The organism is Methanospirillum hungatei, from assembly GCF_020216685.1.
GTDB classification, from domain to species: Archaea; Halobacteriota; Methanomicrobia; order Methanomicrobiales; family Methanospirillaceae; genus Methanospirillum; species Methanospirillum hungatei_B.
Window position 1 is genome coordinate 1 of the sequence record NZ_JAIWNS010000177.1, and the last position, 11,177, is coordinate 11,177.

Here is an 11,177-nt window from a genome sequence, read left to right on the forward strand (position 1 = left end):
GTCCGGTTTCGAAGCAGCGAGTCGGTCTTCTCACTCGTTGCCACAATGATATCATTCTCGCCAAGGTATGCATCGGTCCGGTCAAGATCACCGGTGGCGATACCCACCCTGATGACCCCTTTCTTTGAGAACTCATCATACTTTTCAGAGGCAAGTGCCCTGAGTGGTACAATATAAAGACATTTTCCCCCTGCGGCTATCCGGGACCACATCGCCATCTCGGCAAGGAGGGTCTTCCCACTGGCGGTCGGAATTGATATTAAGAGATTTTTCCCCTCCAGTAATCCCTTCTCCACACATTCCGCCTGTGGCGGGTACAGTGTCCTGATCCCTTTTGCATGACAGGCTCTGATAAAAGGGTCGGGGAGGGGGAGTGATGCAATCTCCATGGATTCACCAGCGGAACGGGAAAGAAGAGGGCATGAATGTCCTGTTAGTAGTAGTAACTGATCATATCCTGTTTTAATTCACGGCGTTTCTTCTCAAGGAATGAGAAGACCGATTCATGTGACACTCCTTTGATGAGCATCTCAACCGCTTCCCTGGCTATCTTCACCTGTTCAACGGTGCCGATGATACCAACGGTCTTGCCATATACGGATATCTCTGTCGCTGTCATATCCTGGATCTGGGCCCGTGACCGGCCGTCACGTCCGATGATTCTCCCCCGTATCCGTTCAATTTTTGAGTCGCTTCCGGCATATTCAGAGAGTTCGATGATCTCAAGATAGAGGTCAGGATCTTCAAGTAATATTGCTGCCCGTTCAGGAGAAAATCCCCGGGCTATTGCCTTTACGGTCTCAACGGCCTGGATAAACCCGTCTGCATCCTCACCCTCGATACTGACCAGCCCCTCCTCACTGTCAACCTGTATCCGCGTTTTTGTCTTCTCCTCAATCTCCCTCTTCGTCAGCCCTTTCTTTCCAATAAGAACCCCTATTCGTTCCTGGGTTATCCGTGTTTCCTGTTGCATAAGTACTCCAAAATTACTCTGAAATGTGATTATTGTAGTGATGAACCGCAGAGCTCCCAAAGCGTGTCTGATACCTCAATGGTAGTGCACCGCTCATGAAAGAACCGGTTCAGTTGTTCCAGATCCCGTTTTAAAAAACCCGGAGCATGGGGGTGATCCAAGGTTACTGCCTGACCCATATCAATCAGGTATGGATGTCCTTTGCCATAGAGGATGTTATATTCTGAAAGATCCCCATGAACCAGTTTTGCTTTCTTCCAAAGAATCCTGATATCCTCCAGTATCTCGTCATAAACCGCCTGGGCATCTTCATATTCTGCAAGTCTGAGCTGAGGATATGCCCCATGCTCATCTCCCAAAAAATCCATGACCAGAACATTCCGGTCAAAAACCAGAGGGTGAGGCACCAGTATTCCGGTCTCTTCTGCACGTTTCAGGTTTGAAAACTCTTTTCTGGTCCAGGCAAAAATTACATCCCTCCTGCTTTTCCCGATATTAATAAATCTCCGGTCAGCAGTGATGTAATCCTGCATCTTTTTAAAATTCGCAGTCCGCGTCAGGTATATCTTGACCGCCACAGGAGTTCCGTCCCGGTCGGCAAGATAGACATTCGCCTCTTTCCCGGTGGATATGGGCCCCCCCATCGCCGTTATCCACCCTTTTGAAAGAAGTTTATAGAGGCCAAGGAGGGTGTACTCATCAAATACATCATCCCTGACCTTCAGCTGGTCAAGTCCCTTTATTTTGGTCCTGAGTTCATCGACCTTCTTATCAAATTCATCAGTCTGTCGATCTCTCAAGAACTCACCCTGAACTTATTTAAGATACTCACGGACCGGTGCCAGAATGGTAATCAGACTTTCTGCGACTGCTGTTTTCAGATCGGCCGGATGAATCTCACCATTGGCATAGGCCTGTTCCATCTCTTCATAGGATCCAAAGGTCCGGTTGCCACCGAACTTCTCTGGTCGTTCAATGGCCACGGTATCAAGTCGTGGGAAGATATGATGCTGCAGGATCTGCAGAACCGGGTTGTCTTCAATCTCCGGAGGACAGAACGCCTTTTTCATCTTTCTCCTGATATCCTCCTCCGACTCTGCCACGGATATATAATTGCCCTGGGAAGAGGACATCTTCTTTCCGTCAAGTCCGTGAAGAATGGGGACATGAATACAGACCGGTGAAGAGTAATTCTTCGATGGCAGGTACTCACGAGCCAGCATATGGATCTTCCGCTGATCAATTCCGCCAAGGGCAGCGTCAACACCAAGCATGGCAATATCAGCCATCTGCATGATGGGGTACACCATCTGCGAGACGGTCGGGTTGTCCATCTGCCGTCCGACCTCATCCATACTCCGCTTGGCACGGTTTAAGGTGATGGCCTGGGAGAGTTCATGGACCAGAATCTGGTATTCAGGGGAGAGCTGGAAACTGGACCCGAGGACATATTTGATGTCAGTCAGACCCAGCCCTTCAAAACAACGGCGGTTATATTCTGCGAGTTTTTTAACCTCTTCCATCGTTCCTTTCCGGTTCAGGAAAGCGTGGAGATCGGCAAGGAGAACAGTGACTTCAAAACCTGCATCTCTGAGATCAATCAGTTTATTGATAGTAACCAGGTGCCCAAGATGGATCTCTCCACTTGGCTCATATCCTGCGTAGACCTTTCTGACCGGACGGTCAAGGAGGGAACGCAGTTCCTCGTCAGTAACGACCTCGACCGTGTTCCGTATTACACGGGCGTATGTATCCATTCTGAGGAGGTTTGTATTGAATAGAGATAATAGGATGAGTGATTAGAGGGCAGTAAACTGCATCGCCTCGTTGGTCATCCTGATTGAAGTCTCCGGGTCTGTGACTATGCCCATCATCGCGCGGATTGCATCCACGTTCTCAATTACAACATCAGCCTCCTGGTGGATAGCCTGGAAGAAGAAGAGTTCCCTTCCGACCATATTCACCGATGCCTCAAATATGCCGTTTTCCCATAAGTCAGAACGTGGCCGGCCCATATCCATGACGTACTCTTTTAGTTCTGCCGTGCTCTTGATTGCAGTCTTTGGCTGGACAAGACCAATCCGGTTGTGGCTGCGCATGACGGCGAGCACGTCATCACGACTGACTTCCTTTTTCAGTTCAATGGTGATGGCGTGCATGTGCATCTGGGTCGTCGGCACGATCATAGCCATGGTGACAATATCGATGTGGGGAAGCACGGTGTTGACATCCGGCCCGTGATGGCTGGGAATGGTCGGTGGGTCAAGGACGACCGCATCTATTGGGCCCTTCTTGACGACATGGGGATCTGCTCCTCGTCTGACCATGACCGCCCGGACTTTTACAACTCCGAAGGCATCATCCATCGCCTTGATCACCCGACACAGGCCGGTGGTGTTGCAGGATACAACCCTTACAAACTGTCTTCCGATCGCATCCTTGTAATTTGCGTGGGCATTGAATGAGAAGCCTGCAACCTCGTGATCTTCACCGCCCTGCCAGATGGCCTTCACCCCGGCTTTCTCATAGAGTGCCTTATTTGATTCGCCGACCCCGCCCGGTGTTCCGTCTACCACGATGTCAGCCTTCTTCAGCATATCTTCAACTGAACCTGCAACCGGGATTCCAGCTTTTGCAAATGCATCCTTCTTGCCCATATCAGCGATGTATATCGGGTACCCTCTCTGGACTGCAATCAGAGCCTCTGCTGATGGTTTGGTCTTCGATACCCCGATGATCTCCATATCTTTCTGGGCAGAGACCGCATCCGCAACACGCTTTCCGATGGTTCCATATCCATTAATTGCTACTTTGATCATGTGTGGACCTCAGGTGGGTGAGTTTTGTATCTGCTTTATAAACTGATTATAGTATCTCATATCAGATCTTCGCTCTGGTATGCTCACGTTTCGTCATTATTTCTGCCTGGTTCCTTTGTTCCACCTTCTCATGGTTCGGGTGCATCTTTCAGAAAGTCCTGCACCTTTGGCCAGGGTCCTTGTTCAGCATAGATTTGTACCACACAAACCAGGGATTGTCAGCAAATCCGATGATATTCTTCATCACGATCTGGCCGATGACGAGCGGCAGGATCGGCATCACGCCAAGGAATGCGATGACAACAAAGATCACAGAGTCGAGAGTCAGACTTATCACATCGGTTGCACCTGACCGGAGCCAGACATATGGGTTGATAAGCGTGCTCTGTCGAAACGCCTTTTCGCGTGCGAGGAAATGTTCCTTGATCCTGGCAAAGATGAACGCGTCGATATGTGAGCACAAAAGGAACGAGATCCAGCTTGCGAGAGTAACCCGTATTCCCACTGAGAAGATGGACTGCCAGGCCTCCTCGTACGCAAAGTATGGTGCCGGAGGGAACCCGTTGATAATGAAGACAAAAATGACCCAGATAACCTGCGAAGCAAATGCAATCAAGATAGCGGCATGGGTCATCTTCTCACCATATACTTCATTGATCATATCGATGACCTGGGCAACGAACGGATAGATAAGAACCCCTGCCGGTGCAAAGATTACTGCAAATCCGAGATTAACCTCAATGATCCTGGCGGCAACAATCTGGGCCGTTGTAAGATATATAATATAAAAACCGACAAGTGCTGAAAACGCATACTGCGGGGTTTTACGGATGATGTACACGGAAAGATACGTAACAAGCGTGAGACTGAAAAACCAGCAGATCCAGGAGATCATATCTTCCTGCTACACCTATTGGTTCTCGTAATACAATTGGGTATGCCAGACGATGAGCAGGACCGAACCTGTTTATGGTGCCGAAATCCCCTATCTATATTTCAGATCCCCAAAAAAGGGAGAATCTTCACGTATCACCCTATCGAATTCCCTCAGGTCTTGTTCTATCCCATCGCAATATATATAATAAATCTCTCCCTATTCTTCGATTACGGCATGAAACGGTGGACAGCATGAATATCTCGGAAAGACGATTGCACAAAAGAAGAGGGCACCATGCATAGATCTCCTGTGTGTATCCCCCTCCTCTTCCTCATTCTCCTTGCCACCTTCCCTGTTATGGCAGAGACATGGACCGTCTGCCCGTCTGGGTGCAGATTTTCGTCTATACAGGAAGCGATCACTGCAGCCTCTGACGGGGACACCATCGTCGTCCAGAGCGGGACCTATGACGAGGCAGTCAGGATAGACCGGTCGATCACCATCGTGGGCATGGATACCGGTGGGGGCCTGCCGGTCGTCGGTCGGGAGAGTCAGCCGGTCGCAGTCACCATATCCGCACCAGACGTGGTCCTCGCGAACATCTCGGTCGAGAAGGCAGACGAGAGAGCACTCGACCTTCTGGCAGATCGGATCAAGGTGGAGAACGCCACCTTCCTGCACCAGCCGGATGACCCCTCCATGCCGGTCATTACCGGATCAGGGCTCTCTTCCATTGAGATCAGTCGCTGCCGGATACATTCGTCCGGGCGTTTTGGGATCGTGCTCGAAAACTCCAGCGAGATCTCCATCGCGGAGAATGCAGTCACCCTCGACCCCAATCCAGTCTATTGTGGCATCGGGATCGTATGCTCCTTCGAGAACACGGGGACCGTCTCCTCCGGCGTCCGTGTTCTCGGAAACGTCCTTGAAAACGGGGGAATTGAGATCTCCTGCGGAAACAGCGACCCCTCGGTACCCACCCGGCTTTACTCGGTCTCGATTCTGGAGAATACGGTCCTGCACCCTTCTGGATACGGCATAATGGTCTTTGGATCCGTGGACGATCTGGATAAGACCACAGGAGATATCTTCCACCTCTTTGACGTGGATGTATCAGGAAATAGTGTCGAAGGTTCTCATAATCCGGTGGCAGATATCAGGCTGGAAGGATTGAAGGGGGGTTCTATCACCCGCAATACTGTCAGGGACTCGTCAGGAGTCAAAGCCGGTATCCTTCTTGATAAGCTCGACTTCGTCTGTATCGCCGATAACACCGTCCGGGACTGCAGTTTCAATCCCGACGAATGGGGGACGGGGTTTGACCTCTATACCATCACCAACTCGACCCTTTCCCGGAATACACTCAGCGGTGTTTCTCCCTGCACCTTCGACTATGCCCCTGGTACCAAATTCCTCCCTAACCTCACCTTCGATCAGACCAACACTGCAGATGGCCGGCCGGTACTATACTTCGAGGGGCAGCAGGGGATCACAATCGATTCGCAGGATCCCGCGATGGTCGTCCTCATGAGCTGCCGGGACGTGCTTGTCAAAGACTGCAGCATCAGGGATGGCGGGCTCGGCCTTGGAGTGTACAACTCTTCAGGGACGACCATCTCGGGCTGTCTTTTTGAAGATCAGAACAGAGGCATCATGCTGATCAATTCAACGGACTCGGTCATCTCTGATAACGGGTTCGTTGGTCCTTTCCTCGGGCTCGGAATCGGAAACAACAGGAACGCTACGATCATAGCAAACGACTTCTCCGGATATGCGGACACCGGGATAACGGTCCACTGTTCCTCCGCAGATGACGTCCTGATAACCGGGAACACGTTCTTTGGGCAGAACCAGGACACAGGTCAGGGGATCGCGGTCGTCGACGCGTATGCAAAAGGCGTCACCATCAGCGGAAACATGATCGAAAACAACGCCCGCGGTATTCTGCTCCTGTTCGCGGAAGATGCATACACCCTCTCTAACACGCTCAGGGAGAACAGTATCGGGATGAACATGAACGGTGCGAGAGACTGCCTCATGGAGAGCAATACCATCTCAAACAGCCGGGACGATGCATTCGGGTTCCTGCTGTCCAGTGGCTACCGTCCCGGGTTGGGCCCGACCTTCAACAACACCTTCTCAAACAACTACATCGAGAGCGCCATCCCCCTCCTCGTCGAGTATCTCGACGATGATGATCCAGAAGCACGATCTGCTGTGGGAATATCAGGAGAGGACTGCAGAGGATCGGTCATCGGCTCCTGTGCCATGACTGCAAGAAAGGCTGTATCTGGCCCATCATGGGCGAATGATAGGGAGTTGGTCTGGCAGGTCGATGAGGAGGATCTTATCAATACCTGGAACATAACAAAAACTTCCGGCCAAAACATCCTCGGTGGCCCGTACATCGGAGGAAATTACTGGGCGACACCAAACGGGACTGGGTGGTCGCAGATAACAGCTGACCGTGGTGACGGCTTTTGTAGAGCACCGTATGTGTACAATGCAAACAACACAGATCATCTCCCGCTTCATACCCGAACAAAACCCCCATTCTTTGCCGACTTTACCGTCGACCCCATCTCGGGCACGGCCCCCCTGACAATCCGTTTTAATGATGCATCGGATGGAGATGCCTTAAAGCGCCTGTACCGGTTTGGGGATGGGGTATTCTCTCCCGATAAAGACCCTGTGCACACCTACCAGAGGCCAGGTATCTATACGGTCAGCCTGACCATATGGGGTCTTGAAGACAGGAACATCACCTCACAGACGACGGTCAGGGAGGGCTACATCACGGTCATGGATCCCATAAAATCCATGGGTGAGGGGGTATACACCTTCGGGCAGGGATCCCGTGCATCCGAACGAAATACAACATCTGCCTCCCCTTCCCCTGAAGGGTATCCGTTTCCGGTGAAGGACCGTGCATGGTGACCGGAGGGATGCAGCTCATACATGCGATAAGGACTGGTATGACCGGTCCTGATCATGGTATGGTCATGACCTCAACCGGCATCAGACTCCCCTCTTCTGCTGTAAGAGAGGAGATAAGAGAGAGGATCTCCTCATGAGGATCAGAGGAGTAATAAAAGAGATGCCCCTCGCAGGAGCAGTCTGATGATCCAAATCCCACAATGACGGTCCCGGTCATATGCCGGGCAAGATGGCATTCAATCCTCTCTTCGGTGTGGATACATAAGGCCCGGACTACCTGAAAACAGGGAGAAAGCAGGAGTGAGTCAATATGCCAGCGTGGTCTTTTATTTTTTTCACAATTCAGTCTGAAATGTCGCAGTACCCGGCAAAACCCTCCTGGTCCTAAAGCAGATCCGACATATGCATGCCATCCGCCAGAAAATGTTCTCTCTCCCCGTGTTCCTACCTGAATCCTGCATTCATCATTCTTCAAAATGAGGATGTATGCTCCCTTATCCATATGCTGACTGTATGAGGGCTGCAGCCGCCTTGATAAACCGCTCTCCGTTCTCCCGTGCAGGAATTCCATGACCCGGGTAGAGACCCCCCACCTTCAGTTGGGTCAGTTTCTGTAGTGAGTCGGAGAGAACACTCCTGCTTCCTCCTGGAAAGTCATACCGTCCGAATGCCCCGTCAGAAAAGACAGTATCACCGGAGATAAGTTCTGCTGATCCTCTGTCATACAGACAGATGCTTCCCGGTGTATGGCCGGGGGTGTGGATGATCTCATACCCTTCGATCACTTCCCCCCCATGGAGGATGATATCCGGGATGATCCCGGGAGAATGCTCTCCGAAATGCATTGCAAGGCTGAGGTTATCATTTATCAGCCCTTCTGCGTCAGCCTCATGAATACAGATCTTTGCCCCGGTCATCTTCTGCAATGCCGGAAGGTAGGCGATATGATCAAAATGACAATGGGTCAGGATGATATGGGTGATGGTGTTTCGATGCGCCTCTATTGCCATCGGGGTCACACCGGCGTCAACCAGAACCGTCCCCCGTGCAACATAGGCATTTGCATACATCCCCCTCCCTGGGATGAATTTTACTGCCATGTGACTATCATATTCCCCGGCATACAACAAGTAGGATATGGTACCTACCCGATATTCCCTTCCTGATACCTCAGTTCTGAATACAATAGCTCAGGCTGAATCACTCGATACTGACCGTTTAATCAGACTGATACAGGCGGGAAGGGTGGTAGTCCCCCGAAATCCAAGACGACCAAACCCCCCCTGTGCCATCGGTGAAGGATGTAAAGTCAAGGTCAATGTTAACGTCGGCACGTCCCAGGGTCTTTGTGATCCAGCCCTTGAAAAGGAGAAAGCAGAGGCAGCGATCCAGAACGGTGGCCATACATTGATGGATCTCTCGACTGGGGGAGATCTGCCCGCTATCCGCCGTATGGTGCTTTCATATCCGGTACCGGTCGGGACCGTTCCTATCTATGAGGCCGTCAGAAGGGCAGGGTCGGTCCAGGATATTGATGCAGATCTCCTGTTCACTGTCATCCGCGAGCACTGCAGGGACGGGGTGGATTTCCTCACCCTTCACTGCGGGGTAAACCAGGATGTGCTCCGATCCCTTCGGGAAGATCCGCGCCGTATGGGGGTTGTGTCACGGGGCGGATCATTCCATGTCGCGATGATGGCAGCACAGGAAGAAGAAAATCCGCTCTGGAGTGAATTTGATTACCTGTGTGAGATACTTGCTGAATACCAGGTCGTAGTCAGCCTGGGTGACGGGATGCGTCCGGGCTGTCATGAAGATGCCGCACGTGAGGCAAAGACGGTTGAATATCTGAACCTTGGCAGGCTTGCACGACGGGCCCATCACCTCGGTATCCCCCGGATGATTGAAGGGCCGGGTCACATGCCCCTTGAACAGATAGGATACAATGTCCGGATGATCAAGGAACTGACTGATCATGCCCCGCTCTACCTTCTTGGCCCGCTGGTCACCGACATTGCATCAGGGTATGATCATGTGGTCGGTGCGATTGGTGGTGCCATTGCCTGCAAGCATGGGGCAAATTTCCTGTGTATGGTATCTCCAAGTGAACACCTTGCTCTCCCCCGGGTTCATGATATAATTGAAGGGACCCGGGCCTCTGTTCTTGCAGCACATGTCGGGGATCTGCTTGCCGGAAGAGAAGATGCACGAGACCGTGAGATTATGATGGGAAAGGCACGGCAGGAACTGGACTGGGAGAAACAGTTCAATCTTTCATTGTTCCCTGACGTGGCAAGAAGTATTCATGACCGAGACCCGGAGAAGGAGACCTGCTCGATGTGTGGTGACCTGTGTGCGGTGAAGATGGTCCGTGATCTCTTCATGGCTCCGGATGATGATGGAACAGCGTGAGAAGGGTTGAGATGAAGGAAAGACTTACATGGAGTGAATAAAACGATGACAGTCAAACTGAAAATTCATAATTTTGGCCCCTATAAGGAGGCGGAAGTTCCATTAAATCCATATTAAAATTATTCTGCGTAAATGATTAATATTTATAATATTTAATAAATCACAAAGATATCTATTCGACAATCTTAAAAATCTGCGTTTAATTCCGCAAAATGATAAATACGCACCACTATCTGCGTTATTATCTGGCTTCATATCAAAGAAAATTGCATGAACAAAGAAAAAGGAGACTGGGGGTAATACCAACCCCGGTCTGCACTATCAATCATGATCCCCACCCAAAAAATGTATGGACCAATATCCGTCAGTCAAGGAGTTTTCACATGAATCGGGTTTTTCGTATTCAGTGAAATGAGCTAAAAAAGATCTCAGGCAATAATGTCCTTCAATGAAAAAAGGTTTAGGCGAATTTCTCTGCTGCCATCTCAATGTCTTCGGCTTTGAGCGTCTTCCGACCGGCATGGCTGGAGAGTTTGTTTGCTTCCCTTACAAGTTTTGCCAGGTAATTTTCAGCATGTTCAACAAGTGCCTGGGTAGCATCTGCACCCACACGTTCAGCTCCATTGTTCTTTGCGACACGGGCAACGGCTGCAAGTGGTAAATCTGCCATAATATATCAAGGATTAATATATGAAGTATAGTATTAATAGATTTTGCTCATATTTTTGCTAAATCTTATGATATCATGCCTGGTATTGAAAGGGTATATAAATAAATTCATTCGTCTTCTGATAGATGGTTGAGCGTGGATTTCTTCTCCGCGACCTGAACAGATCCGCACATTGACTCTTCCGGAAGTCTGAAGTACCCTGAAAGGATTGATGGTTGCAACCGGTTGCAACTGTTGAAACTGGGAGAAATTTTAAATTTCGTCTAAAATTTTCTGGGTTTCCACTCACAGGATTTTCTCACAAAACCAGATGCAACCCATAAGAAATCGCCTGATTAATCATCTATCCTGGTTATGATTTTTTTTGAGAAAAAACTGCACAAAAAAAAAAAAAAATTATTTCAGACTGTTTTCCAGTGGTTTTAGCCATATACCTTTTAACCTGTTTCAAGCAACACTGGTATGTCACACAGAGCCCTGTGAAAAACC

11 protein-coding genes are annotated in these 11,177 nt (G+C 50.1%); 2 read left to right on the plus strand and 9 right to left on the minus strand.

The window, feature by feature from the left end; genetic code table 11:
* The 6 genes from LDL35_RS11065 to LDL35_RS11090 all read right to left on the minus strand — a co-directional run.
* On the minus strand, positions 1-389 hold a 389-nt coding region (locus LDL35_RS11065; RefSeq protein WP_304022408.1), incomplete at its 3' end, for a DEAD/DEAH box helicase.
* 44 nt (positions 390-433) lie between these two features.
* Positions 434-973 (minus strand): KH domain-containing protein, encoded by a 540-nt coding sequence (locus LDL35_RS11070; protein ID WP_304022409.1) that lies wholly within the window; start codon positions 971-973, stop codon positions 434-436.
* A gap of 29 nt (positions 974-1,002) precedes the next feature.
* Positions 1,003-1,773 carry a serine protein kinase RIO gene (locus LDL35_RS11075; protein WP_304022411.1) on the minus strand — a complete coding sequence of 257 codons (771 nt, stop codon included), beginning with the start codon at positions 1,771-1,773 and terminating at the stop codon, positions 1,003-1,005.
* Positions 1,774-1,788: 15 nt separating this feature from the next.
* Positions 1,789-2,730, minus strand: a complete 942-nt coding sequence (locus LDL35_RS11080) for a tyrosine--tRNA ligase (protein ID WP_304022412.1) — start codon at positions 2,728-2,730, stop codon at positions 1,789-1,791.
* A gap of 42 nt (positions 2,731-2,772) precedes the next feature.
* Positions 2,773-3,792 carry a type II glyceraldehyde-3-phosphate dehydrogenase gene (locus LDL35_RS11085; protein WP_304022413.1) on the minus strand — a complete coding sequence of 340 codons (1,020 nt, stop codon included), beginning with the start codon at positions 3,790-3,792 and terminating at the stop codon, positions 2,773-2,775.
* Positions 3,793-3,940: 148 nt separating this feature from the next.
* Positions 3,941-4,687 (minus strand): queuosine precursor transporter, encoded by a 747-nt coding sequence (locus LDL35_RS11090; RefSeq protein WP_304022415.1) that lies wholly within the window; start codon positions 4,685-4,687, stop codon positions 3,941-3,943.
* Between the two features lie 276 nt (positions 4,688-4,963).
* Between LDL35_RS11090 and LDL35_RS11095 the strand changes: the two genes are divergently transcribed.
* Positions 4,964-7,606: a NosD domain-containing protein gene (locus tag LDL35_RS11095; protein WP_304022417.1), complete on the plus strand. Its 2,643-nt coding sequence runs from the start codon at positions 4,964-4,966 to the stop codon at positions 7,604-7,606.
* Between the two features lie 52 nt (positions 7,607-7,658).
* Here LDL35_RS11095 and LDL35_RS11100 read toward each other — a convergent pair whose 3' ends face one another.
* Together LDL35_RS11100 and LDL35_RS11105 are read right to left on the minus strand one after the other, a co-directional pair.
* A complete protein-coding gene (locus tag LDL35_RS11100; protein WP_304022419.1) occupies positions 7,659-8,108 on the minus strand; it encodes a GIY-YIG nuclease family protein in 450 nt (149 codons plus the stop codon).
* Positions 8,101-8,706: an MBL fold metallo-hydrolase gene (locus tag LDL35_RS11105; protein ID WP_304022420.1), complete on the minus strand. Its 606-nt coding sequence runs from the start codon at positions 8,704-8,706 to the stop codon at positions 8,101-8,103. Before LDL35_RS11105 ends, LDL35_RS11100 begins: the two co-directional genes overlap by 8 nt.
* 37 nt (positions 8,707-8,743) lie before the next feature.
* Here LDL35_RS11105 and thiC point away from each other — a divergent pair, with 37 nt between their 5' ends.
* Positions 8,744-10,018 carry a phosphomethylpyrimidine synthase ThiC gene (gene thiC / locus LDL35_RS11110; protein WP_304022422.1) on the plus strand — a complete coding sequence of 425 codons (1,275 nt, stop codon included), beginning with the start codon at positions 8,744-8,746 and terminating at the stop codon, positions 10,016-10,018.
* A gap of 460 nt (positions 10,019-10,478) precedes the next feature.
* On the opposite strand, the gene LDL35_RS11115 is transcribed toward thiC, so the two are convergent.
* On the minus strand, positions 10,479-10,688 hold the full coding sequence (locus tag LDL35_RS11115; protein ID WP_304022424.1) for a histone family protein: 210 nt from the start codon (positions 10,686-10,688) through the stop codon (positions 10,479-10,481).
* Positions 10,689-11,177 lie beyond the last annotated feature (489 nt).

Excerpts from the sequence above, each read along its gene's own strand:
- LDL35_RS11070 (WP_304022409.1), bottom strand. The coding sequence starts at position 973 with ATGCAACAGGAAACACGGATAACCCAGGAACGAATAGGGGTTCTTATT.
- LDL35_RS11080 (WP_304022412.1), bottom strand. The coding sequence starts at position 2,730 with ATGGATACATACGCCCGTGTAATACGGAACACGGTCGAGGTCGTTACT.
- LDL35_RS11085 (WP_304022413.1), bottom strand. The coding sequence starts at position 3,792 with ATGATCAAAGTAGCAATTAATGGATATGGAACCATCGGAAAGCGTGTT.
- LDL35_RS11090 (WP_304022415.1), bottom strand. The coding sequence starts at position 4,687 with ATGATCTCCTGGATCTGCTGGTTTTTCAGTCTCACGCTTGTTACGTAT.
- LDL35_RS11095 (WP_304022417.1), top strand. The coding sequence starts at position 4,964 with ATGCATAGATCTCCTGTGTGTATCCCCCTCCTCTTCCTCATTCTCCTT.
- LDL35_RS11100 (WP_304022419.1), bottom strand. The coding sequence starts at position 8,108 with ATGGATAAGGGAGCATACATCCTCATTTTGAAGAATGATGAATGCAGG.
- LDL35_RS11105 (WP_304022420.1), bottom strand. The coding sequence starts at position 8,706 with ATGGCAGTAAAATTCATCCCAGGGAGGGGGATGTATGCAAATGCCTAT.
- thiC (WP_304022422.1), top strand. The coding sequence starts at position 8,744 with ATGGTACCTACCCGATATTCCCTTCCTGATACCTCAGTTCTGAATACA.
- LDL35_RS11115 (WP_304022424.1), bottom strand. The coding sequence starts at position 10,688 with ATGGCAGATTTACCACTTGCAGCCGTTGCCCGTGTCGCAAAGAACAAT.